We start from the raw sequence: 25,275 nt of genomic DNA on the forward strand, positions 1-25,275 counted from the left end.
AAAAACTTAATAAACCAACTATTTATAATAATTCTTTTTCATTTAATTGTTTTTGGTATAACTCTCTATAGTATCCTTCAGTATGAATAAGTTCGTTGTGTGTACCCTGTTCTACGATTTGACCGTGGTCTAGTACGATTATTTGGTCTGCATTCTTAGCAGAAGAAACTCTGTGTGTGACAATTAGTGTCGTGATTTCTTTGCTGTGTTCTTCTAGATTTTGCAGTATTTTCTCTTCAGTTTCTGTATCTACAGCAGATAATGCATCGTCTAAAATTAGAATAGGAGCATCCTTTATCAGTGCTCTAGCGATAGAAACACGTTGTTTCTGACCTCCGGATAGCGTAAGCCCTCTTTCTCCTAGCGTAGTGTTATATCCCTCATTGAATTGAGTGATATTATCGTGTACAACAGCCTTTTTAGCTACTTCGATGATTTCTTCTTCAGTAGCATCTTCTTTACCAAATCTAATATTGTTACTGATGGTATCAGAGAATAAGAAAGCATCTTGAGGTACTACAGCGATACTGTTTCTCAGATCCTTTAGATTACAGTCTTTGATAGGTGTGTTATCTATATAGATATTTCCGCTAGTGACATCGTACATTCTACTGATTAGCGTAAGTAGAGTAGACTTACCAGACCCCGTTTTACCTAATATAGCAAGTGTCTTTCCTTTTTCTAAAGTAAAAGAGACGTCTTTTAGAGCCTGTATACCTGTATCTTCATAAGTGTATGACACTTTGTCAAAGGTGATATTCCCTTCTACGTTAGTTGGGTTAGGATTCGTATTGTATATCTCAGGTTGTTCGTTTAAGAATTCATTGATACGCTTCTGAGAAGCTTCTGCTTCTTGGATCATTGAAGATACCCAGCCAATAGAAGCAATAGGCCATGTCAGCATATTAATGTACAGGATAAACTGAGCGATAATACCGATGTCTGGTATACTACCATTGAAGAACATTAAGGCTCCGACAGCGATCACTACTAAGTTACTTAACCCGATTAAGAAGATCATCAGAGGAGCTATTAAAGCACTAGACTTCGCTAAGTTTAAGTACTTGTCTTTACTCTCTTGTGTTAGTGTTCTAAACTCGTCTTGCTTTTCTTGTTCTATAGAATAAGCTTTGATTACTCTTATTCCAGAGAACATCTCTTGTGAGAAAGTAGTTAGTTTAGATAGATTAGCTTGGAAGATAGAACTTCTCTCATTGATCTGTTTACTTAATTTGTAGATAAAATATCCTAGCAATGGAAGTGGTACTAACGAATACAGGGTTAACTGTGGAGAGATTAAGTACATCTGTGTCAGTACTACAGCAAAACGGATTAATGTATTGATAGAGTACATTACAGCAGGTCCCACATACTGTCTTACCTTACCGACATCTTCACTGATGCGGTTCATTAAGTCTCCAGTTCTATTTCTTTTATAGAAACTCTGAGATAGCACCTCATAATGTTTAAAGACATCATTCTTTAAGTCAAACTCGATATGACGTGACATCACGATCAGTGTTTGTCTCATTAAGAAGGTTAGGAATCCTGCTATTAATGTAGTGATTAGTATCCACAGAATATTATTTAGTAGGATAGAGGTCACTTCCTCTTTGTCGAAGACAGTCATCTGTTCTAATGTACGGATAGAGTCCCCGACTAGTTTAGGGGTGTATAATGTAAATATCTGTGCTACTATAGTAATAATAACACCTATTAAGAAACGATATTTATATTTATAGAAATACTTATTTAATTGACTTAATGCGCTCATACTTGGGATAAATGCTATATAGAAGCATTTTTAATAATTGATAAAACTAGGCAAAAAAAGCTTGTCTAGCTTTGCAAAGATAAAGGATTATTAGAGATCCTAAATTTTAGAGTTTTAAATAAATTATTAAAATTCAAGTTAAATTATATAGTTCTATTAAATTTCTGATTTGATTAAAAGTATATTTTTATACCTTTGCCCTCGTTATACAAACAACATATAATTTATTTTTTTTAAAGTTCTTAAGTAGCATGTTAAACAGAAGACACATTCGTATAAAGGTTATGCAAACGCTTTATGCAATGCAACAAAGTAATTCTGAACAAATTCAGTCAGGAGAAAAGTTTCTAATCAATAGTATAGAGAATATACAAGACCTATACTTATTAATGATTACTACCTTAGTAGAGATTAGAAAAAAAGAAGTCGAGTATATCTCCTTAGCACAAAAAAAACATTTAGCTACTGCCGCAGAACGAAACCCAAGCAAGCGTTTTATCGAGAACAGAGTTTTAGACCTATTAGAAAACTCTACTTCTATATCTAATAAGATAGAGGAGAAGAAGATAACTACATGGCAAGTACACGATAACTATATCCAAATGTTATTGGACGAAGTGAAAGAGAGTACTTTCTTTAAAGCTTATATGGCTAAGAGTGAAGTAACTTTTGAAGACGATCGTCAGTTCGTATGTGACATCTTTACAGAAGTTATCGCTCCTAATGAGAAAATCTATGAGTTCTTAGAAGATAGTAAGTTAACTTGGTTAGACGATATTCCTGTGGTGAATACCATGATCCAAAAACAACTTCGCAAGTTAAAAGAAAGAGACGTACAGTTCATCGTACCTAAGGTTTATAAAGATTCAGAAGACCAGGAGTTTGCTATTAATCTTTACAGAAAGACGATTTTAAACTTTGCAGAGTTAACGAAAGAGTTTGAAGATAAAACACCTAACTGGGATCCTGAGCGTATTGCAGAATTAGACACGATTATCTTGAGAATGGCTATCTGTGAATTCTTAAAATTCAGCTCTATTCCAGTAAAAGTGACAATTAATGAATATTTAGAGATTGCAAAAGAGTATTCTACAGCAAAAAGTAGTATTTTTATCAATGGAGTATTAGATAATATCTCTAAAGTTTATAACGAGGAGAATAGACTTAATAAAATCGGTAAAGGATTGCTATAACCTTTCTAAACTAAGTAAAGAACTATGAGAAAAATTTTATTATTAACATTAGGGTTAGCTTTTACAGTAGTTTCTTGTAAAGAGAACAATGCTGCTTCTAGCTTGATTGACAGAGAGAATGCAGCTAAAGTAGAAGGTACTAGAACTAATGGAGAGTATCCTGAGATTGTTTTTGACAGAACAGTACATGATTTCGGTAATATTGCAAATAATGAATCTGTAACTACTGAGATCGAACTAAAGAATACAGGAAAAGCTGATTTAGTTATTATTAATGCTACAGCATCTTGTGGATGTACAGTTCCAGAATATCAAAAAACACCTATTAAGCCAGGAGAAACTTCAAAATTAACTGTTAAGTTTCAAACAGGGGCAGAAGGACAACAACAAAAAACAGTAACTTTGGTTACGAATACAAAAAAAGGAAATGAGACACTTACGATTAAAGCTAACGTAGGTCTTCGTAGTAATTAATAATCTATAAATAATACCAAATGGAAAATTTACAACAATTTTTACCTATAGTTTTAATGTTCGTGGTAATCTATTTCTTAATGATTCGCCCACAACAAAAGAAAATGAAACAAGAGAAAGCTTATGAAGCTAGTATTAAAGTAGGTGATCGTATTGTTACTAAGTCTGGAATTCACGGTAGAATCAATGAATTACACGAAACTACAGTAATTATCGAGACTATGGCTGGTAAGTTACAAATGGAGCGCTCTGCGATCTCTATGGAAATGAGTCAAAAATTAAATGAGAAAAAGTAATTCTCATTGCACTATAAAAAAAGCGTTATCAATATATTGATAACGCTTTTTTTATGTCTTTTTTTAGATGAAAATTACTTCTTAATCTTTTCGAAATAAGTAATCAAGTCTATTAACCTAGAAGAATAACCGATTTCGTTGTCATACCATCCTACTACTTTTACCATTTTGTCTAAGACAGAAGTGAGTTGAGAGTCGAATAGACACGAGTTTGTATTCCCTAAGATATCTACAGAGACTATAGGATCTGTAGTATAGGCTAAGATCCCTTTTAGCTCTCCTTCTGCTGCTTTTTTGAATGCAGCATTGATTTCCTCTATTTCTACTTTTCTTTTGACGATACAAGTAATGTCTGTCAATGATCCATCCGGTACAGGTACGCGTATACCACCCCCACCAATATTGCCTTCGTATTCAGGAAATATTTTAGTCAGTGCCTTCGCTGCTCCTGTAGTAGTAGGAACTATAGACTGAGCAGCCCCTCTAGCTCTTCTCAGATCTTTATGAGGTTGATCGTGTAGACTCTGGTCAGTAGTATAAGAGTGTACGGTAGTGATGTAAGCATGTTCTATACCACATAGCTCTTTAATTACTTTGACCATAGGAGCAGCATTATTAGTCGTACAGCTCGCATTAGAGATGATAAACTCTTCTCCTGTCAAGATATTGTGATTCACACCGAGTACGATAGTCTTGATGACATTGTCTTCTGGTGGTACAGATAAGATGACACGTTTAGCTCCTTGCTGGATATGTTGCTCTAATAGGGGATATGTTTTTCTACGTCCAGTAGCTTCTATGACATAGTCTATATCTAGCGTTTTCCAATCAAGACCTGATATCTCACTTTCTCTAAAGAATGCTATTTTCTTACCATCTACGATGATATGGTCCTTGTCATGACTTACCTCTTTATTCAGTATACCATGTATACTATCATATTTTAGTAGGTGAGACATGGTCTGCGTATCAGCCAGATCATTTATAGCAACTACCTCTATGGTAGGATGATCTAAAAGGAGTTTAAAAAGGTTACGGCCTATACGACCAAAACCATTTATTGCTATTTTTATTTTACTCATAAGTGTAAAAAGAAGAAGGTCGCGATATACGCGACCCTATTTATATTATAAAAGGTGTTTTTGTGCTCGGTAAGATGAGCGAACTAAGGCACCACTCTCTACGTGTCTGAATCCTAATTCTAGCCCTATCTTTTCGTATTTTTCGAATTGCTCAGGAGTGATAAACTCCTTCACAGGTAAGTGCTTTTTACTAGGCTGTAGATACTGTCCGATCGTTAATACGTCAAGGTTAACAGCTCTTAGATCATACATAGTTTGGATTACTTCTTCTTCCGTTTCTCCTAGTCCTAGCATGATACCAGATTTAGTTCTATTCACTCCTTTTTCTTTTAAGTATCTCAGTACTTCTAGGCTTCGATCATATTTAGCCTGAATACGTACCTCACGAGTCAGTCTTCTAACCGTCTCCATATTGTGAGAGACAATCTCTGGAGCTACTTCTATGATTCTATCTATATTTCTCTCTATTCCTTGGAAGTCTGGTATCAGGGTTTCCATTGTAGTACCAGGGCTGATTCTTCTCACTGCTTGTACAGTTTCTGCCCAGATAATAGATCCTCCATCTTTAATGTCATCTCTATCCACACTAGTGATTACAGCGTGTTTGATAGACATTAATTTGATCGAGCGCGCTACTTTCTCTGGTTCATCCCAGTCCACCGTCTCAGGACGTCCTGTCTTTACACCACAGAATCCACAAGAACGCGTACAGATATTTCCTAATATCATAAATGTAGCAGTTCCTTCTCCCCAGCATTCTCCCATATTAGGACAACTACCTGAAGTACAGATTGTGTTCAGTTTATATTTATCTACTAAACCTCTAAGTTCAGTGTACTTCTTTCCAGTGGGAAGTTTTACACGAAGCCACTTTGGTTTAGCTTTAGGTTCTATATTTGAGTCTAAGATTGTATCCATAGTATGAGTTTATGAAAGTACAAATATACTTAATCTTAAGAGTTATACATTATTAATATATGCTAAAAGTTATCATGTTGTCACTGATTCATAATCTGTGACTTTACACTAGTGTATTTCTGTTCGCTATGTCCTTCTGAGCTTGCGAAGAATCCCATCCTACACATCCGTTCTCGTTGTCCTTCTGAGCCTGCGAAGAATCCCATCCTACATATCCACTTTTATTTTTATTCTGCGCTTACTAAGAATCTCATCCTATAAATCTGCTCTTGATGTCATTTGGCTTGCACTTTCTAGGGGGTTGCTAGGAGTATCCTTGGGGTTTGCTTGCCTAGAAGGCCATTTTGTCGAAGGAATGTGCAAGAATACCCCTAGCAATGTGCTAGTATAGTAAGAGGAAATAGAAAAATTAGCTAGTGAGAACTATAAGGTGATGATGAGTATGTACTAACAGTAGTGTTACTAACCAGAACAATAAACTTTAAGACAAAAAAAATAAAAGTAGTGTTTGTATAATTTTGGCTGTTATTCCATTGAAAAATAACAAGACAGGCTAGAATATGATAGCCGTATAGTTTCTTTATTTTTTAAATAGTCTACGAAAAGGTTAGGAGATATTTTTTAGATTGATAAAAAAAGTAACGTTTTTTTGTATTAAGAGCAAGGAGTTTAGGGAACAGTTCTATTTAATTATTAAATGTGAATTATTTAAAATAAAAAGTTTATTACTGATGTAAATTTAGTTATTTGTAAAAAACACAGTAGAAATTTGTGTAAAATGCGGAGAAAATATATATTCGCTATTATTTATTTTACAACATAATGGAAGATCAAATTAGAGAGACACCTGCAGACAAGTGGATTGCAAAACCCATGAGTAGATTCATGAGCAAATCTACATCTGGTGGGGTAGTATTATTTTTAGCTGCTGTATTTGCTATTTTTATGGCAAATTCACAATGGGCAGATGCTTACATGAGTTTTTGGGATGATAACCATATTGGGTTTTCATTAAATGATATGACTTTAAACCACTCTTTAAAACATTGGGTGAATGATGGTCTGATGGCTATTTTCTTCTTTGTGGTTGGTTTAGAATTAAAACGTGAGTTAACTACTGGAGAATTATCATCTCCTAAGAAGGCGATGTTACCTATTATAGCTGCTATCGGTGGTATGGCTGTACCAGCTCTAGTATATACTGTATTTAATGGTGGAACAGATGCTGCGCATGGTTGGGGAATCCCGATGGCTACAGATATTGCCTTTGCATTAGGAGTATTATATTTATTAGGTGATAAAGTACCTACTTCGTTAAAAGTGTTTTTGACAGCTTTAGCGATTGCGGATGACTTAGGAGCGGTATTAGTTATCGCTATGTTCTATACAAGTGACTTATCTCTAGCTAATCTAGGTATGGGATTAGGGTTCTTCGGATTATTAGTAATCAGTAATCTAGTGGGAATTAGAAACACGATATATTACGCGATTATCGGTATCGGTGGAGTGTGGTTATGCTTCTTATTATCAGGAGTACACGCTACTATCGCAGCAGTATTAGCGGCATTCGCTATACCAAGTACAGCGAGAGTACACGAGTCATACTTCGTAACAAAATTAAACAAGTTAAGAGACCGTTTCAGCAAAATAGATCCAGACGATAAGATTCCTAACCTTACAGGAGATCAGATGGAATGTGTGCACGATATTAAAGATTTAGCTACAGACGCGTTACCAGCTTCTATTCGTTTAGAACACAGTATGCATAATTTCGTAGCGTTCTTTGTGATGCCAGTGTTTGCATTAGCTAATGCAGCTATTCCGATTAGTATCGGAGATGGTGGATTAAGTGCTGTGACATTAGGAGTAGCATTCGGTTTATTAGTAGGAAAAGTGTTAGGAGTATCTGGACTAACAGCGTTATTAATCAAACTTAAAGTAGTAGCAATGCCTAAGGGGATGACTTATCTTAACTTACTAGGATTAGGATTCTTAGCTGCTATTGGGTTCACGATGTCGTTATTCGTTACTGAATTAGCATTTGATATCAATCTACACCCTGAGTTTCCAGATCAAGCGAAATTAGGTATTCTAATTGCTTCAGGACTTGGTGGTATCATAGGATATGTACTACTATTTATGTGTGGTAAGAAAACGGGAGTTCAAGAAGAAGTTTAGTAATGATACTATAAAAATATAAAGCTCTGTAAATTAATTTTTACAGAGCTTTTTTATTGATTAAAATGTAGTAGATGGTACTTAACAAATACTATATTTGCAACTTAATTCAAAAACAGATATACAGAGTTACATGATTACAGTTAACGATATTTCAGTTCAGTTTGGTGGTACTACTTTATTTAGTGGTGTCAATTTTTCAATCAATGAAAACGACAAGATTGCCTTAATGGGAAAAAATGGGGCAGGAAAATCTACTTTATTAAAGATAGTAGCAGGAGTGAATAAACCTTCTACAGGGAATATCTCAGCACCAAAAGATGCTGTTATTGCTTATCTTCCACAGCATTTATTGACTGAAGATAACTGTACTGTAATGGAAGAAGCGTCTAAGGCGTATGCAAGTATCTTCTCTATGAAGAAAGAGATAGATGATATCAATGAGCAACTAACAGTGCGTACTGACTATGAGAGTGATGCTTATATGAAGCTAATCGAGCGTGTATCTGAGTTAAGTGAGAAGTTCTATTCTATCGAAGAGGTGAACTATGAAGCAGAGGTAGAGAAGATATTAAAAGGATTAGGTTTTACTAGAGAAGACTTTAATAGACCTACATCAGAGTTTAGTGGTGGATGGAGAATGCGTATCGAGTTGGCAAAAATCTTATTGCAAAAACCAGATTTGATTTTACTAGATGAGCCTACGAACCATATGGATATCGAAAGTATCGAATGGTTAGAAGACTTCTTAATCAACCAAGCTAAGGCGGTGATGGTTATCTCTCACGACCGTGCATTCGTAGATAATATTACCAATCGTACGATCGAAGTAACGATGGGTAAAATCTATGATTATAAAGCGAAGTATTCTGATTACTTAGTATTGCGTCAAGATAGACGTGCTCATCAGCTAAAAGCGTATGAGGAGCAACAAAAGATGATCGCAGAGACAACAGAGTTTATTGAACGTTTTAAAGGAACGTATTCTAAGACTTTACAAGTACAGTCTCGTGTAAAGATGCTTGAGAAACTTGAAATCATCGAAGTGGACGAAATTGATAATTCTGCACTTCGTTTGAAGTTTCCACCAGCAGCACGTTCAGGACAGTATCCTGTGGTAGTAAAAGAGATGTCAAAGTCTTATGGAGATCACGTTGTATTTAAAGATGCAAATATTGTAATAGAGAGAGGCCAGAAGGTTTCGTTTGTAGGAAAGAATGGTGAGGGTAAATCTACTATGATTAAAGCGATCATGAAAGAAATAGATTTTCAAGGTGAAGTTGAGATTGGACATAATGTACAGATTGGTTACTTCGCACAGAATCAAGCTTCTTTATTAGATGAAGATTTGACTATTTTCGAAACAGTAGATAGAATAGCAGAAGGAGATATCAGAACACAGATAAAAAATATCTTAGGAGCATTTATGTTCTCTGGTGATGATATTCATAAAAAAGTAAAAGTGTTATCAGGAGGAGAGAAAACTCGTTTAGCGATGGTGAAACTTCTGTTAGAACCTTATAATGTATTGATTCTGGATGAGCCAACGAACCACTTAGATATGAAAACGAAAGATATCATTAAAGAAGCTTTGCGCGACTTCGAAGGAACCGTGATTTTAGTGTCTCACGACCGTGATTTCTTAGATGGTCTTGCAGAGAAGGTATTTGAGTTTGGAAATAAACGAGTGAAAGAACACTTCGAAGATATCAAAGGATTCTTAGCACATAAGAAAATGGAGAACTTAAGAGAAATCGAAAAATAAAATCGTAAAAGAGCAGTCAGTAAGGATTGCTCTTTTTTTTGTACTCTAAAGTTTAGTTTGTGGATATTGATAGAGTGGCATATGTTTTGAGTTTTATTATTTTGATAAAATAGTTGTATTCTACATAGATACATAGTTTTAGATATAAGTAATGGGTTGATTACTACAGTGATGAGGTCAGTATTTTATATAGGGTCTCTGATGCAGATGTTTTATTCAATAAATAAGACTGCTATATAGTGTACAGCTTATTGCTAAAAAGAGCGTTTAATCATTTTTAATTGTATTAAAAAAGTTTAAATTTATAGGTAATTTTACGTAAAATATAATATTAGGAGTATAGTCTCTATATTTGCAATATATAAATAGAAAGTATGTTCATGAAGCGATTAGATTTAAGGGATTATTTCTCTGTAGTAGGAGGAGTATTATTCTTTATAGGTATGTCTAGTTCTGTGTATGCACAGGAGAGTCTGTCATTTACAGATGCGTATAATAAGATGTATCAAGATAATAGTCTTATTAAGGCAGTAGAGAAACAGGAAGAAGTACACCATTATAAATGGCAAGCTACTAAGGGGCTACGCTATCCTTCTGTGCGTGCTTTCGGAGGAGGACTATATCTTAGCAAATCGTTAGGAGTAGATCTAAATGGGTTGAAAAATGGAATAGGAGATTTTATTCATTTACCTAATCCAGATGTCTTAGGTAACTGGTCTAAGTCATTTAATAAAAAAGATATGGTTTTCGGTGGTTTTATGGCTACTTGGCCTCTTTATACAGGAGGAAAGATTAACGCAGCTATAAAGGCACATGAGATAGAGAGTAAAATAGGAGAGAAAGATTTAGAAAAAACGAAGAATAAGTTAATCACTGAATTAGCACAACGTTATTATTCAGTGAAGTTAGCTGAAGAAGCTGTGGCTGTAAGAAGAACAGTCTTAGAGGGGATGAATAAACATCTACACGATGCGACTAAGCTAGAGGAACACGGTATGATAGCAGCTGTAGAAAAGATGAGTGCTGATGTGGCTGTATCAGAAGCTAATAGACAGCTAGATGGAGCGCTAAAAGATGCTAAATTAGCAAGGTTAGCCTTAGCAAATACATTAGAAGTAGATGAAGTTACAGCTACGTTAGATAGTGATTTCTTTTCGATACCTCAGTTAGAGAACGTTGACTTCTTTCAAGGTTCTGCTGTAGAAAATTATCCAGAACTACAAAAATTAGTATTGCAAAAAGAGCTAGCTGATCAAGGGGTAAAAGTAAAGCAATCTGCTAATTATCCAACAGTATTTGGATTCGGACAAACAATATTAGCACATAATAACCCTATCTTAATAGGAGAGAAAGATAGTAAGCCGTGGGTAGTAGGGATAGGTGTTAGTTATACGTTATTCGAAGGATTTAAAAACAAGAATGAGATTAAAGCTGCTAAAGCAACTAGAGAAAGCGTAGAATTATTCGAAACAAAAGCGAAGAGTGATGTGAAGATGCTAGTAGCTAAGCTGTATCAAGATATTCAAAAACAAGAAGATCAGATTAAGAATCTTAATGTACAAGAGAAATTAGCAGTGGAGTATCTACGTGTTAGAACTAAAGCATTCTCAGAAGGTTTTGCAACATCAACAGAGGTAGTGGATGCTGAGATGAATTTGTCAGGAGTAAGATTAATGAAACTACAAGCCAATTATAATTATGCTATAGGGGTGGCATCCCTTTTCGAAGTAGCAGGATTAAGTCATGATTTTTTACAATACACAAAATAATATAAGCTTTAAAAGATGAAAAATAAAGTTGTAAGTGCAATGGTTGCTATCGTTATAGTGCTTTTAATTTTAATTATATCACTATGGTATATGAGTGCACCATCAGAATCCTATATTCAAGGACAGGTAGATGCTACACAGATTAATGTGGCTTCTAAGATACCTGGACGTGTAGAAGATATTTTAGTAAAGGAGGGACAACAAGTTAAAGCTGGGGAGTTATTATTAAAAATAAGCACTCCTGAGATAGATGCTAAACTACTACAGGCGGAATCAGCTAAACAGGCTGCACAAGCTATGGATGCTAAAGCTAATAAAGGAGCAAGAGGTGAAGAAGTCTCTGCGACTTATAATATGTGGCAACAAGCAAAAGCTGGAGCAGAGTTAGCAGAGAAGACTTATAATCGTGTAGAGAATTTATATAAAGAGAAAGTAGTACCAGCTCAAAAAAGAGATGAGGCATATACACAGTTTAAGGCTTCACAAGAAGTAGAGAAAGCGGCTTATGCTAAGTATCAAATGGTACAAAAAGGAGCTCGTGTAGAGGATAAAGCTGCAGCATTAGCTATGGTAGGACAAGCACAAGGTGCTGTAAATGAAGTGTTGTCTCTGAAAGGAGAAGGTGATGTAAAAGCTCCACAACAAGGAGAAGTATTGACTATCATGCCTAATAAAGGGGAAATAGTGAATTCTGGTTATCCTGTGGTCAATCTAGTAGATTTGTCAGATGTATGGGTATATTTCAATATCAAAGAAAATCTAATGCCTAAGTTTAAGATGGCAAGTAAGTTTATGGCTAAGTTTCCTGCTTTAGGGGATGAGATGGTAGAGCTAGAAGTACAGTATATCGCTGCTCAAGGAGACTATGCTACATGGACGGCTACGAAAACAAAAGGTGATTTTGATATGAAGACATTCTTAATTAAAGCTTACCCAACTAAGAAGGTAGAAGGTCTTAGACCAGGTATGAGTGCTTTAGTATTAGAAAGTAGTTTGAAATAAAGGGTGTAATGACTAAAACAGGTTTTTTATCTATATTTATTAGTGAATGTAAAAGGATGTTTACATCACCGCGGTTGCTTGTCTTGATGATAGGTGTGCCTATGATGCTATTCTATTTTTATTCATCACTGCTGAGTCAGGGGATTTCACGAGATCTCCCTGTTACGTTACTAGATTTAGATAAAAGTAAATTGTCTCGTCAGTTAGGACGTATGATCGATGCTACAGCTAGTATGGACATTGCTTATGAAGTAAGTGATGAGCTAGAAGGTCAACAGACAATTAGAAGAGGAGATTCTTTTGCTCTAATTATAATACCAAAGAATTTTCAGAAAAATGCTCAGAAAGGTGTTTATACTAATGTAGTGTGTTACTACAATGGGCAGTATTTATTACCAGCAGGATTAATACAAAGAGATTTCCAGATGGTAGCAGGTAATCTAGCTGCAGGGGCAAAGATCATGAGTTTACAACAGAGTGGACTGATGGCAGAACAGGCTGTGGCTACTGTAGTGCCTACAGGTACTAATAGCCATGTGCTGTATAATCCTTATACAAGTTATGGGTATTATCTGACACTTGCTTTTATGCCAATGTCATTTCAGATTATTATTATGGTCATCTCTATCTATGTTTTTGGATCTGTGTTGAGATATAATAAAGGGAAACAATTATTAGAACAGAGTAATGATAAAGTATTCGTAGCTGTGATAAGTAGAATATTACCTTATACGTTACTGTTCTGTTTAATGGGGTTCATGATGAATAGTTTACTTTATTACCGAATCGGAGTTCCTTTTAAAGGAAATTTCTTCGTTATAAATTTATTCTTTTGTTCTTTCGTAGTGGTATGTCAGAGTATGGCTTTCTTTATGGCTTCTATTATGTCTAGCCTTAGAACAGCACTGACTATAGGAGGGTCTTATGCAGCTCTAGCCTTTTCTTTTGCTGGATATACGTTTCCTCCAGAAGGGATGAGTGCATTCATAAGAGGGTTTAATTATATTTTTCCATTCCACTCTTATATGCGTTTTACAGTTGATTATGCTATTAAAGGATTTCAATATAATAATACACAACAGAATTACATCATAACGCTAGCTATATTTGTATGCGTAGGATTGTTGTGTATTCCGTTGTACTATAAAAAATTGAAGAAAGGAGGATACGATGTTTAAAGGTCTAATAGCTAACTTCGCTTTAATTACAGAAGCGTGTAAACGAGAGTTTAAACTAATCTTTTCGGATTCGGCTGTAGTGATGTCCTATATGCTATCTTTTATGTTAGTAGGATTCTTCTATTCTTATGTCTACTCACATGAGAACTTTGATGACTTACCTGTAGCAATTGTAGATCACGATCAGGCTAAGTTAGGGCAGCAGGTTAGTAGAATGATAGATGCTACACATCAGTTAAAGGTAGTATATCATACAAGTGATTTTGATGCAGCTAAGGAAGTATATGATAAAGGTGAAATTAGAGGTATTATAATGATACCAAAAGATTTTACTCGTGATATGCAAAAGGGAGAAGTCCCTTCTATCTCAGTATATGCAGATGCGTCTTATATGCTCTATTATAAGCAAACTATAGGAGCTGTGATGGTCTCTATGGGAACGTTCAATGCGCAAGTAGAAGTGAACAAGGCAATGGCTAAAAGCACACCAATGGATCAGGCTATTGCTACTAGACGTCCATTTAATGTCACAGCTGTACCTCTTTATAATATTAATGTTGGATATGCTACATTCGTTATCCCAGTAGTGTTTATTATTGCATTACAGACATTACAGTTAACAGGTATGGGGATTATGGGGGGGACACTTCGTCAGAATGGGATGTTTGCTCAGGTCTTTTCTTATGCTGAAAAAAGACGTTTTAGCAATGTCTTTTTAACTTTAGGAAGAGCCTTGACTTATTTGATTATATCAATGATATTACTTTTAGTAGGGGTGCTTATTATCATGCATGTTTATAATTTGCCCCAACGAGGAAATATATTTGAGATTATGATCTTTTTGATTCCTGTTATCTTGTCTATTACCTTTATGGGAATGACTTTAGTAAACTTCTTTAAGAGAAGAGAAGAGGCAATTATGAGTGTTACAGTATTCTCTATTCCAGCTCTAATGCTTAGTGGTACTTCATGGCCTACAATAGCCTTTCCTGCTTGGATAAAAGGTGTTTCTGTATTGGTACCAAGTACGTTAGGAGTAAAAGGATTTATATCTCTTACACAGTTCGGAGCATCACTGACAGAAATTAGCGATGTCTTTATTAAAATGTGGGGTATTTGTATTTTTTATTTTATCTTTGCGGTCTGGACCAACAGAAGGTTAAGACAAACGAAAACAACTAATTCAATATAGCTTTAGAGCTAATAAAATTAAAAAAGCAGAAGTATTTACTTCTGCTTTTTTTGTTCAGATATAAAGGGAAAATTTAATTCTTAATAGATAGTTTGTATATGCCTGATTCATTTTTGTCATTATCAGGATCTTCACATAGTAAGAACTCTAAGTTTTTTCCTTCTTGACTATATAAGGTTAATCCTTCGAATTTATGTGTGTTAATTATGGTTAGTGTCTTTTCTACTTTTAGTTTTTTGGTATCTATACGGCCTAGTATAGTTCCTTTTATTTCTCCATCAGCATAGGTTGATTGACCATCTTCTGCAGCAGCTAAGAAGTATATCTTGTCTTCTACTTTAATAGCGTCTGTAAAGCTAGTCTGTACTTTATTAAGTTTTGGTAATTTCATAGGAGTATAAGTGATTTGAAAATCATTTAGAATGTTGTTACCCTTTACAACGAATACTCCATTAGCACCTTTAGGTCCATTTCCTCGATTAAAAAAATACCATAGATCATTGTCAAAAATTACCCCTTCTATATTAAAGTCAGCATCACTTAGATTAGCAAAACTCTTCATAGAATCATATAGTATGTCTAGTTCGTTTTCTGAAAGGACTTCGTGTGTCAGTCCGTTTACTTCTACTAAGTTTATTCTATTCGGTTTAGAGCCAGAACCAAAAATATAGTAGTTTAACCCATCTGTAGTGATTGCTTCATAATCAGGTTTAATAGCTTTCTCTATATTCTCTTGACTTAGATTGTCACTTGATAAAGACGTTTTATAAAGATGATTATTCTGTAAACTATAGTGATAGAAGTAAGTAGAATTGTCAGAAATGATATGGAGTTGGTTGTCATCATACACTAAGCCAGATGCAGCTCCAATGCCTAATATCTGGAAAAGTAGTTCTAGTGCAATTTGTTTCATAGAATAAATGTTATGTAAAAGCGGAGTAAATTAAAATAAAATAGTAATTTAAGCTTAAAAATTTCTGAGAATGAATATAGAAGAAAAATATAGAATAGACAATAAAGTTGAGCTAGAAAAATTATCAACTGTACCAGATTTAAATCTATCTATGACCAAGGCATTTCGAAAAGTGGAAAAACTGAGTCGTAACTTAGGTAAATTTCAGGATGTGATGTATGCTCATAATCGTTATAGTGTACTTATCTGTATACAAGGAATGGATACAGCTGGGAAGGACAGTTTAATTAGAGAAGTTTTTAAGGCTTTTAACGCTAGAGGGGTAGTGGTGCAAAGTTTTAAGAAACCTACGTCTTATGAACTAGAGCATGATTATATCTGGAGGCATTATGTGACCTTGCCTGAGAGAGGAAAGTTTACTGTGTTTAATCGTAGTCATTATGAGAATGTATTGATTTCTAGAGTTCACCCACAAGTAGTTTTAAATGAAAGAATACCTGGTATTAATAAAGCAGAAGATATAACAGATGAGTTTTGGGACAAACGTTACGAAGAGATTAATAACTTTGAGAAACATATCAGTAATAATGGAGTAATAGTCTTGAAGTTCTTTTTGCACCTAAGTAAGAAGGAGCAGAAGAAAAGAATATTGCGTCGATTAGAAAAAGAGAAACACAATTGGAAGTTTGAACCTAGTGATATTAAAGAAAGAGAGTACTGGGATAACTATCAAAAGTATTATGAAGAGGCTATTAATAGGACTTCTACAGCAGAATGTCCATGGTATGTATTACCTGCTGATGATAAGGCTTATTGTCGTTATGTGTTTGCTAAAATACTAGAAGAAGTATTTAGTAAATATGACGATATCAAACTGCCTAAACTAGACCCTGAGATTCAAAAGGATCTGGATATGTATATTGAGAAATTAAAGAATGAAGAGTAAGATAATGATAAAGCCAATTCAATTATTGAATTGGCTTTATTGTTCAGTTATGTTTCTATTTCTATTTCTTTTTGCTTTTCTTTTTTAAAGAAAATCCGTAGGCTACACGGACAGCAAGTTGATCAGTGTTATAATCATTGTAATTTTCATAACGAAGACTTACATCTACATAGCGATTAGCAAAACCAATAGAGGGTGACCAAATAAAGGTATTTCCCATTCCTGAGTGCGTACCAATACCTACTCCTAATTCTCCCATAGCATAGATGTTTTTGTTTAAAAACTGTTTAAATCCTGCTTTTATTGGAACTAATCCTAAATCTCCTTCATCTCCATTAAATAAATGAGTATAACCTGAAGTTAAAGTAAACGAGGTTTTTTGACTAACGTCATATTGGATTCTTGCATCTACACCAAGTGCGGCATCATATTTAGAATCTAAAGGCATACCTCCGTTTAGACCAAAACCTACTCTAAATCCCTGAGGGTAATAAGGCTTGTCTTTCTTTTGAGCTGCAGCTGGCATTGCAACTAAAATAGCACTTAGTGCTAACACTGTAAGTGAAATTTTTTTAGTGAGTTTAATCATGAGGATTGTGTCTTTATTTTGTTGTTTGAGAAAAATATACTGCAATAAACTTGCCGTTTGAGAATATGTTTTTGTTTATTCGTGTAATTAAGAGAGTGAGTTTCCGTATACAGTAGTTATATTTGCACAAAATTTTTGTGAATGAATTTATCAGTATACTATAAAGAATTTGGGTATAATATACGTTTAGCTTATCCTATTATATTAGCAATGCTTGGTCATACAATTGTGGGGGTGATTGATAATATTATGGTGGGGAAAATCGGAGCTACAGAATTAGCAGCAGCTTCTTTAGCAAATAGTTTTGTTTTTATAGCAGTGGCTTTAGGTGTCGGATTTTCAACAGCTTTGACTCCATTAGTAGCTCATAGTGATGCAGAAAAAGATGTAGAAGGTGGAAGAAGTATTTTTATTAATGGGCTGGCATTATGTACTATTTTAGGAGTAGTGTTATTTAGTATTATCTTTTTTGCAAAGCCTCTATTAATGCACATGGGGCAGCCAGAGGAGGTAACGATCCTTGCTAAACCATTCTTAGATATTGTAGCTTTATCTTTGATTCCATTAGTAATGTATCAATCTTATAAGCAGTTTGCAGATGGTAAATCACAGACAAAAAATTCTATGTATGCAACGATAATTGCAAACTTAACTAATATAGTATTTAACTATTTGTTGATATATGGTGTGTGGATTTTCCCCGAATTGGGTATGCTAGGGGCAGCTTATGGTACACTTATTTCGCGTATTGTGATGATTATTTATATGCATTTCGCTTTGAAGAGACAAGAGATGTTTAAGCCTTTCTTATCACATATTAAGTTTCATGAAATCAAAAAGGAGATGTTACTGAAAATTACAAAAATTGGAGTTCCTTCAGGAATGATGAGTTTCTTTGAAGTAGCACTTTTTGTTGGAGCAGTATGGTTATCTGGAATGATAGGTACAGAGGCACAGGCCGCTAATCAGATCGCATTGAGTATGTCTTCGATGACTTTTATGTTTGCAAGTGGGCTAAGCGTAGCTGCGATGATTAGAGTAGGGAATCAAAGAGGATTAAAGGATTATGTGAAGTTAAGAGTAGTAGCGAGGTCTATTATCTTAATGGCAGTTATTATTTATACAGGCTTTGCAATTCTTTTTGTTTTATTCCATCAGTATATTCCAATGTTGTTTTTAGATAATAATGACATCGAAAATGCGGTAATGAATCAAGAAGTGATTAAATTAGCAGGCACGTTATTACTTGTAGCGGCAGTATTCCAAATATCAGATTGTATACAAGTAGTAACATTAGGAGCACTTAGAGGACTTCAAGATGTAAATATGCCTATGGGAATTACTTTTGTATCTTATTGGATTATTGGTTTTCCTATATCTATTTACCTTGGATTGTATACTAGTGTAGGAGCAGCTGGGATATGGATAGGTTTATTAGCAGGATTAACTACTGCTGCAATATGTCTATACTGGCGTTTTCATAAATTGTCAAACAGATTAATAAATAATAATTAGAATTAATATGGAGTTACCAAAATTCGTACTAGCTGATAATACTGAGTATCCAGAGGATATTTTTATTATACATTTAGAATTCCCTAGATTTATCATCAACTTAAATACTGATGAGGTAGAGTTCTTAGAAACAATAGAAGAGTCTGAAGAAGCTGAGATAGAAGCTGAGATGGAAGGATTGATCGTAAAAGCTGGTGAGTTTTACGAAAGAGAGATGGAGCGTTACGTAGATGACGAGGAACTAGACGAAGAAGATTAATATAGAACAAGCTAAATAGTTCAATACTATTTAGCTTGTGAGTTAAAATATAGATCTAAGATTTTATGAGCAGCTGCGAAAGGTGATAATTCACTGTTTTGCACTGCTTTTTTGTTTTCAGTAAGCATTGCTTTTATTTCTGGGTGATTGTAGAAGTTCATTAATATGTTTTCGTTTATAGTCTCCATCATCCAATATTGGTTTTGTTCTTGACGTCTGTTGTCGAAATAACCATTTTCTTTGGTCAATGTGGTGTATTGAGTGATGATGTCCCAAATTTCTTTTATTCCTGTGTTTTCAATAGCACTACAGGTACTTACTTTTGGTGTCCATCCAGAAGGCTTCTTAGGGAAAAGATGTAAGGCTCTATTGTAATCAAGTTTAGCCATATGAGCTCTTTTTATATTTTCACCATCTGCTTTATTGATAATAACAGCATCCGCCATTTCCATAATCCCTCTTTTGATTCCCTGAAGTTCATCACCAGCACCAGCTAGATTAAGTAATAAGAAGAAGTCTACCATACTCTGTACCGCAGTTTCGCTTTGTCCAACCCCCACTGTCTCTACTAGTATAGTGTCAAAACCGCAAGCTTCGCATAAGATTATACTTTCTCTTGTTTTTCTAGCTACACCACCCAAGCTGTCTCCAGAAGCTGATGGGCGTATAAAAGCATTCTCTTCTCGGACTAGTTCTTCCATACGTGTCTTATCTCCTAAGATACTTCCCTTAGTGATACTGCTACTAGGATCAATAGCTAATACAGCTACTTTTTTACCCATTTTAGTCAGTAAGAGACCGAAGGCTTCTATGAATGTACTTTTCCCAACTCCAGGTACACCTGTTATACCAATGCGGACAGATTTATTAGCATAAGGAAGACATCCTTGTACTATTTCGTCTGCTTGTGCGTGATGCAGTGGATTTAAACTCTCAATAAGTGTGATACCTTGACTTAAGGCTACTTTATCATTGTTAATGATTCTCTGAATAATTTCAACAGTAGATATCTTCTGTCTGCGTCTAGCTTGAAACTTAGCTATAGCATCTTGATCCGTAGTATTAGGTTGTTCAATACCTTCGTTTTCAGTTAACGCTGATTTATTATAATTATGCTGTGACATTTTTAAGAATCTATTGGGTTGGTGTAATGATAAAAGGTAAAAGTACTAAAAATAGGCATATTTCGAAATTTATTTGAACGGTTAGGACAGTATATGTACAACCTATTATATTTGGGCTTAACGAAAAATGACGTAATGAATACTAAACTTTTTGCACCCAAAACATTAGTAAACAAAATCAATGAACAAACAGTAAATCAAAAAACAGTCTTTCCAATTCTATTAGCAATAAGCTTTGGACACTTATGTAATGATTTTCTACAAGCTATAGTACCAGCGGTCTATCCTCTATTAAAGACTAACTATAACTTAACATTTGCACAAATCGGAATGATCACTTTTTGTTATCAAGTTTCTTCCTCTTTACTTCAACCTTTAGTAGGAACTTATACAGACAAACATCCAAAACCTTATTCACAAATGATTGGTATGATTTGTTCTATGCTTGGAGTGATTTTACTTAGTTACGCCCCTTCTTATGCAATGGTACTATGTGCTGTTATATTAATAGGAATAGGATCTTCTATATTCCATCCAGAGTCATCTAGGGTATCTTATGTAGCTTCAGGAGGGAAACGTAGTTTAGCACAATCTATTTTCCAGATTGGAGGTAACACAGGAACAGCTTTAGCACCATTATTAGTAGCTTGGGTTGTATTACCAAAAGGACAACAACATTTACTATGGTTCTTAGTTGTTGGTTTTATTGCTCAATTTGTATATGCTTTTATTGGTGGATGGTATAAAGATGTATTAAAGAGTCAAGTTGGTAAGAAGAAGAAAGTTATTCGTATTCCTGAACTTTCTAAGTTAAGAGTATGGACATCTATTGTAGTTTTATTATTACTTATCTTTTCTAAGTATTTCTATGTAGCTAGTATTTCTAGTTATTTTCAGTTTTATACAATGGATAAGTTTGGTATAAGTGAAGTACAAGCTCAGGTTTATCTTTTTTACTTCTTGTTAGCTGTGGCAGCAGGAACTTTAATAGGCGGTTTCTTTGGAGATAAGGTAGGACGTAAATATATTATTTGGTTCTCAGTATTAGGAGTAGCTCCGTTCACGATGTTACTACCTTATGCTTCTTTAGAGTGGACAGGTATATTAATTGTGATTATCGGTTTAATCCTATCCTCAGCATTCCCATCTATATTAGTGTATGCACAAGAGCTATTACCACGTAAAATAGGGATGGTATCAGGTTTGTTTTATGGCTTTGCTTTTGGTATGGGAGGTTTAGGATCTGCTGTTTTAGGATGGTGGGCTGATCGTACTTCTATTGAGAATATCTATATGATTTGTGCCTATTTACCTTTAATAGGGATTATAGCAGCTTTGTTACCAAATATGAAAAAAGTCAAATTTAGAGAAGAGGAGTAGTATCTATTAATTTAAAGTTTATCTTTAAGAGAATCAACCTTTAAACTAGATAGTATGAGAGTAGCGTATATTACACTATCAATAAGTATATTATTTATTTCTTGTGGAACAAAAGATAAATTGACTTCAGATAAAGACAAGTATAAAAAAGAGTATGAGCAAGCTCTAGTTAGTTATAATAAAAATAATGAGCCTCAGATTTATAATAACTCTAATGCTCCTGTATTAGAAGCTGAAAAACCTCTTACCTTAAAGTAAGGTTATATAAAAAAAGCGAGTAAACACAAATGTTTACTCGCTTTTTTTTAGTTATACTTATTTATTATAATATCTTTCCTGATAAGAACATTGCTGCTATAGAGAAGTAGATTATTAATCCAGAAACGTCTACTAGTGTAGCAACAAACGGAGCTGATGCAGTAGCAGGGTCCATTCCAAACTTTCTTAGTATAAATGGTATTAACGAACCTGATAAGGTACCCCATAACACAATGAATAGTAAAGAGACTGATACACTTAGTCCGATAGCAATCCAATGCTCTCCGTAGTCATAGATACCTGCTTCTTGCCAAATAAAGATTCTCACGAAACCTATAATTCCTAAGATACCTCCTAGCATAACTCCTGAGGCAACCTCTTTTCGCATTACATACCACCAATCACTTAACTTTAGCTCTCCTAATGCCATAGCGCGTATAATAAGAGAAGCTGCTTGTGAACCTGAGTTACCTCCACTAGATATGATTAAAGGAACGAATAGTGCTAAGACAACTGCCTTTTCTATTTCATCTTCAAAATGTCCCATGGCTGAAGCGGTTAACATTTCTCCTAAAAATAATATAATTAACCAACCAGCTCTTTTTCGTACTAATTCGAATAGTGGTGTATGTGTATAAGATAAATCTAACTCTTCCATACCCCCGAACTTTTGGATATCTTCGGTATCTCTATCTTTAATAGCATCTAAGATATCATCGAAGGTTACTATACCCACAAGTACTCCGCTTTCAGTAATAATCGGTAGTGCAGAACGATCGTATTTCTCGAATATATCAAAAGCATCTTCTGTTTTTGTAGTACTTGTAATAGAAGCAAATGTATTGTCTATTAAGTCTGCTATTAGTGTATTTTCGTCTGCTAGAACTAATTCACCTAGTTTTAAGTCATCAATTAATCTATTGTGATCATCTACTACATAGATATAGTTTAATGTTTCGGCTTTTTTACCATACACCTTGATATGATCTAAAACTTGTCTAACTGTTTTGTTAGCCTTTGTTTGTATGTATAAAGGAGTCATTAAACGAGCAATACTATCTTCTTTATATCCTATTAAGTTAAGTGCAATTTGCTTTTCTTTATCATTTAATAAGTTGATAGAGTATTTAATTAATTCATCTGGGAAATCTTCTAATAACTCTGTACGGTCATCGGGTTCTAAGTTATTAAGTACATCTGCATAATCTTCTCTAGTCATGCTACGTACTATTTCCTCTTGAATATTAATATCTAAAAAGGAGAATACTTCAACTTTTAAGTCAGGTGAAAGCTTTAGAAACGCAAGGTTTCTATCGGTTCTTTTCATCTCTGTAATTGCTTCAGCAATATCTGCTGGGTGCATGTCTTTAAAAGTCATAGATCGAAGCTTATTAAGTAGTTAGTATAATATTTTCTTAAAAACTATGCAAAGGTAATCTATACAAAGTGTACTTTAAAATTTCTAATGATTTTTTAATAAAATAAACTTCTCTTAATATTTTATCTATTTAAATTAAAGGTTATCAATAGCATTGTCTAAAATTTGTGAATCTAAGCTTTTCTTAGCCTTGGCGCCCATGTCTTTTAATTTTTGCACAGAAGTTATCAAGTTTCCTTTTCCTTCACTTAATTTATTGAAGGCATTGTCATATTCATTTCTTGATTCATCTATCTTCTTTCCTACTTTTTGTAAGTCTGTAACTAGTCCAACAAATTTATCATATAGCAAGCCTGCTTGTCTAGCTATTTCATAAGCGTTTTCTTGTTGCTTGCGTTGACTCCACATTGTTTCTATTGTGCGTAATGTTGCTAATAGAGTAGAAGGGGTTACTATGACGATGTTTTTTTCAAAAGCCTTAGTGTATAGTGTATTATCTGCGTTAATTGCTATCGAGAAGGCTGTCTCTATAGGGATAAATAGCAATACAAAATCAGGACTTGTACCTCTGTATAGTTCGTGGTAATTCTTTTCAGATAATCCTTCTATATGTCTTTTTAAAGAAATTAAGTGCTCTTGTAGATAGCGTTTTTGTTCTTCGATATCTACAGTATTGATATACTGTTCATAAGCAACTAAGGATACTTTAGAGTCGACTACCATATGTCTATTGTCAGGTAAGTAGATTACAACATCGGGTTGTAGTCTATTACCTTCTTCAGAAGTGTAGCTTTGTTGAGTTTCATATTCTCTACCTTTTTCTAAACCAGATTTTTCAAGTACACTTTCTAGAATCATCTCTCCCCAGTTTCCTTGCATTTTATTATCCCCTTTTAGTGCTTTTGTTAGATTAAGGGTTTCTTGACTCATTTTTTGGTTTAGTTGTTGTAACCCAAATATCTGTTGACGCAATGCAGCATGATGATCAATACTTTCTTTATGTGTTTGTTCTACTTTTTGTTCGAAGTGTTGTATTTTCTCTTGTAGAGGTGATAATAGCGTTTCTAAGCTAGCTTTGTTTTGTTTAGTGAACTTATCACTTTTCTCCTCTAATATTCGATTAGCGAGGTTCTCAAACTCTTTTGTGAACTTCTCTTGAAGATTAGCAGTCTCTTGTTGTTGTGATTCTAATCGTTCTTGTAAATTAATGTATTCTGTATCGCGAATAGATATACGTGCTATTAGTTCCTGATTATCTAATCGGATAATCTCTAAGTTTTCTTCTATTGTTTTCTTTTCGCTTTTTAGTTGATCTATCAGTTTATCTTTAAAGTCGTTGTCTGCTTGTAGTCTAATAAGATCTCCAGATGAGGTAGTTTCTTTTTTACCTGATTTACCAATAAAAAAAGCAACGATAATTAGAATAGCTAATAAGCCTATTAATATTTCTTGTGACATGTTTTTTGACAATGAAGTTAGATAGTCAAAAGTAGTAAATAATGTCTGTATAACAGAGTGTAGTATTGCTATGGATTTTAGCAAAACTATATTATGGATTTTAGTGTTTGTAATTTAGGTTTTTGTATTGTTAAATGTTATATCTTTAATATCAGGCTATAATTTTAAAGATATTTATTATGAGAAACTTTTTATGTGTATGGTTATTATTTATGACCTCAAGTTTATTTGCTAATTCTTTTGTTTTTATTCATGTTAATGATACACTTATACAGAGTGATATTAAGCAAGAATCGAAAAGCAAAAAGAAAAGAGATTTAAAAGAAAAACTAACTCAGATGGATGGATATATTGCTTGTAATTTTACACAAGTGGATGAAACACAGTCTATAGCAGATGGGAATGTTTTTATGAGCCCTGAAGCTATGACAAGTCTTAAAAAGTTTGTAATGAAAGATCGAAATGTATTACTTAGCTCTATTTTTATAATTTCAGCTTATGACTCTATAGAATTTGGAGAGTATGAGGTATGTGCAGGAGGTATTTATTATAAATATTATAATAGTAGAGTAGATAAAAGAGAAGGATACTCTAGAAATAAATAAAAAAAGCCCACTTTTATCAAGTGGGCTTT

Annotated in this window: 24 protein-coding genes; 15 read left to right on the plus strand and 9 right to left on the minus strand. The window is 34.2% G+C overall.

Going from position 1 to position 25,275, the window contains the following annotated elements; translation table 11 throughout:
* Positions 1-22: 22 nt before the first annotated feature.
* Positions 23-1,774 (minus strand): ABC transporter ATP-binding protein, encoded by a 1,752-nt coding sequence (locus tag AABL87_RS06255; protein WP_006256996.1) that lies wholly within the window; start codon positions 1,772-1,774, stop codon positions 23-25.
* Positions 1,775-2,025: 251 nt separating this feature from the next.
* Between AABL87_RS06255 and nusB the strand changes: the two genes are divergently transcribed.
* Genes nusB through yajC form a run of 3 tightly spaced genes read left to right on the plus strand, consistent with a single transcriptional unit; the run spans position 2,026 to position 3,737 of the window.
* Complete coding sequence (gene nusB / locus AABL87_RS06260) at positions 2,026-2,967, plus strand: transcription antitermination factor NusB (RefSeq protein ID WP_006266483.1); 942 nt, start codon at positions 2,026-2,028, stop codon at positions 2,965-2,967.
* 24 nt (positions 2,968-2,991) lie between these two features.
* A complete protein-coding gene (locus AABL87_RS06265; protein ID WP_006256994.1) occupies positions 2,992-3,441 on the plus strand; it encodes a DUF1573 domain-containing protein in 450 nt (149 codons plus the stop codon).
* Positions 3,442-3,461: 20 nt separating this feature from the next.
* A complete protein-coding gene (yajC, locus tag AABL87_RS06270; protein ID WP_006256993.1) occupies positions 3,462-3,737 on the plus strand; it encodes a preprotein translocase subunit YajC in 276 nt (91 codons plus the stop codon).
* Positions 3,738-3,811: 74 nt separating this feature from the next.
* On the opposite strand, the gene gap is transcribed toward yajC, so the two are convergent.
* From gap to AABL87_RS06285, 3 genes are all read right to left on the minus strand, one after another.
* Positions 3,812-4,819, minus strand: a complete 1,008-nt coding sequence (gap, locus tag AABL87_RS06275; protein WP_341277086.1) for a type I glyceraldehyde-3-phosphate dehydrogenase — start codon at positions 4,817-4,819, stop codon at positions 3,812-3,814.
* Between the two features lie 45 nt (positions 4,820-4,864).
* Positions 4,865-5,737 carry a lipoyl synthase gene (gene lipA, locus AABL87_RS06280; protein ID WP_341277087.1) on the minus strand — a complete coding sequence of 291 codons (873 nt, stop codon included), beginning with the start codon at positions 5,735-5,737 and terminating at the stop codon, positions 4,865-4,867.
* An 80-nt stretch (positions 5,738-5,817) separates the two neighbouring features.
* Complete coding sequence (locus AABL87_RS06285; protein WP_341277088.1) at positions 5,818-5,943, minus strand: hypothetical protein; 126 nt, start codon at positions 5,941-5,943, stop codon at positions 5,818-5,820.
* A gap of 616 nt (positions 5,944-6,559) precedes the next feature.
* Between AABL87_RS06285 and nhaA the strand changes: the two genes are divergently transcribed.
* The 6 genes from nhaA (at position 6,560) to AABL87_RS06315 (ending at position 14,821) form a co-directional block, all read left to right on the plus strand.
* Positions 6,560-7,915 carry a Na+/H+ antiporter NhaA gene (gene nhaA, locus AABL87_RS06290; RefSeq protein ID WP_341277089.1) on the plus strand — a complete coding sequence of 452 codons (1,356 nt, stop codon included), beginning with the start codon at positions 6,560-6,562 and terminating at the stop codon, positions 7,913-7,915.
* Positions 7,916-8,048: 133 nt separating this feature from the next.
* Positions 8,049-9,680, plus strand: coding sequence for an ABC-F family ATP-binding cassette domain-containing protein (locus tag AABL87_RS06295; protein ID WP_341277090.1), 1,632 nt, complete (start codon positions 8,049-8,051; stop codon positions 9,678-9,680).
* A 380-nt stretch (positions 9,681-10,060) separates the two neighbouring features.
* Positions 10,061-11,449 (plus strand): TolC family protein, encoded by a 1,389-nt coding sequence (locus AABL87_RS06300; protein WP_225581512.1) that lies wholly within the window; start codon positions 10,061-10,063, stop codon positions 11,447-11,449.
* Between the two features lie 15 nt (positions 11,450-11,464).
* Positions 11,465-12,451, plus strand: a complete 987-nt coding sequence (locus tag AABL87_RS06305; protein WP_006266487.1) for an HlyD family secretion protein — start codon at positions 11,465-11,467, stop codon at positions 12,449-12,451.
* A 56-nt stretch (positions 12,452-12,507) separates the two neighbouring features.
* Positions 12,508-13,629, plus strand: a complete 1,122-nt coding sequence (locus tag AABL87_RS06310; protein ID WP_232297427.1) for an ABC transporter permease — start codon at positions 12,508-12,510, stop codon at positions 13,627-13,629.
* Positions 13,622-14,821: an ABC transporter permease gene (locus tag AABL87_RS06315; RefSeq protein WP_006256985.1), complete on the plus strand. Its 1,200-nt coding sequence runs from the start codon at positions 13,622-13,624 to the stop codon at positions 14,819-14,821. Before AABL87_RS06310 ends, AABL87_RS06315 begins: the two co-directional genes overlap by 8 nt.
* A 73-nt stretch (positions 14,822-14,894) precedes the next feature.
* Here AABL87_RS06315 and AABL87_RS06320 read toward each other — a convergent pair whose 3' ends face one another.
* Entirely contained in the window at positions 14,895-15,734 is an 840-nt protein-coding gene (locus tag AABL87_RS06320; protein ID WP_341277091.1) for a DUF6929 family protein, read from the minus strand.
* A 70-nt stretch (positions 15,735-15,804) separates the two neighbouring features.
* Between AABL87_RS06320 and AABL87_RS06325 the strand changes: the two genes are divergently transcribed.
* A complete protein-coding gene (locus tag AABL87_RS06325; protein WP_039328961.1) occupies positions 15,805-16,680 on the plus strand; it encodes a PPK2 family polyphosphate kinase in 876 nt (291 codons plus the stop codon).
* 61 nt (positions 16,681-16,741) lie between these two features.
* Here AABL87_RS06325 and AABL87_RS06330 read toward each other — a convergent pair whose 3' ends face one another.
* The gene (locus AABL87_RS06330; protein ID WP_006256982.1) at positions 16,742-17,269 is read right to left on the minus strand and encodes a hypothetical protein; all 528 of its coding nucleotides are present in this window, start codon (positions 17,267-17,269) and stop codon (positions 16,742-16,744) included.
* Between the two features lie 141 nt (positions 17,270-17,410).
* On the opposite strand from AABL87_RS06330, the gene AABL87_RS06335 reads away from it, so the two are divergent.
* Both AABL87_RS06335 and AABL87_RS06340 read left to right on the plus strand, forming a co-directional pair.
* Entirely contained in the window at positions 17,411-18,784 is a 1,374-nt protein-coding gene (locus AABL87_RS06335) for an MATE family efflux transporter (protein ID WP_006266491.1), read from the plus strand.
* 7 nt (positions 18,785-18,791) lie between these two features.
* Positions 18,792-19,043, plus strand: a complete 252-nt coding sequence (locus tag AABL87_RS06340) for a hypothetical protein (RefSeq protein ID WP_006256980.1) — start codon at positions 18,792-18,794, stop codon at positions 19,041-19,043.
* A 26-nt stretch (positions 19,044-19,069) separates the two neighbouring features.
* On the opposite strand, the gene meaB is transcribed toward AABL87_RS06340, so the two are convergent.
* On the minus strand, positions 19,070-20,167 hold the full coding sequence (gene meaB / locus AABL87_RS06345; protein ID WP_006256979.1) for a methylmalonyl Co-A mutase-associated GTPase MeaB: 1,098 nt from the start codon (positions 20,165-20,167) through the stop codon (positions 19,070-19,072).
* Positions 20,168-20,302: 135 nt separating this feature from the next.
* Here meaB and AABL87_RS06350 point away from each other — a divergent pair, with 135 nt between their 5' ends.
* Together AABL87_RS06350 and AABL87_RS06355 are read left to right on the plus strand one after the other, a co-directional pair.
* Complete coding sequence (locus AABL87_RS06350; protein WP_006260731.1) at positions 20,303-21,547, plus strand: MFS transporter; 1,245 nt, start codon at positions 20,303-20,305, stop codon at positions 21,545-21,547.
* A gap of 54 nt (positions 21,548-21,601) precedes the next feature.
* Positions 21,602-21,805, plus strand: coding sequence for a hypothetical protein (locus tag AABL87_RS06355; protein ID WP_006256977.1), 204 nt, complete (start codon positions 21,602-21,604; stop codon positions 21,803-21,805).
* Between the two features lie 64 nt (positions 21,806-21,869).
* On the opposite strand, the gene mgtE is transcribed toward AABL87_RS06355, so the two are convergent.
* Together mgtE and AABL87_RS06365 are read right to left on the minus strand one after the other, a co-directional pair.
* A complete protein-coding gene (gene mgtE, locus AABL87_RS06360; protein ID WP_006256976.1) occupies positions 21,870-23,183 on the minus strand; it encodes a magnesium transporter in 1,314 nt (437 codons plus the stop codon).
* A gap of 135 nt (positions 23,184-23,318) precedes the next feature.
* Complete coding sequence (locus AABL87_RS06365; RefSeq protein WP_006263046.1) at positions 23,319-24,641, minus strand: DNA recombination protein RmuC; 1,323 nt, start codon at positions 24,639-24,641, stop codon at positions 23,319-23,321.
* A 179-nt stretch (positions 24,642-24,820) separates the two neighbouring features.
* Between AABL87_RS06365 and AABL87_RS06370 the strand changes: the two genes are divergently transcribed.
* Positions 24,821-25,246, plus strand: coding sequence for a hypothetical protein (locus tag AABL87_RS06370; RefSeq protein WP_341277092.1), 426 nt, complete (start codon positions 24,821-24,823; stop codon positions 25,244-25,246).
* Positions 25,247-25,275: the final 29 nt, after the last annotated feature.

Origin of the sequence: Myroides sp. C4067 (assembly GCF_038039665.1) — a bacterium.
GTDB classification, from domain to species: Bacteria; Bacteroidota; Bacteroidia; order Flavobacteriales; family Flavobacteriaceae; genus Flavobacterium; species Flavobacterium odoratimimum.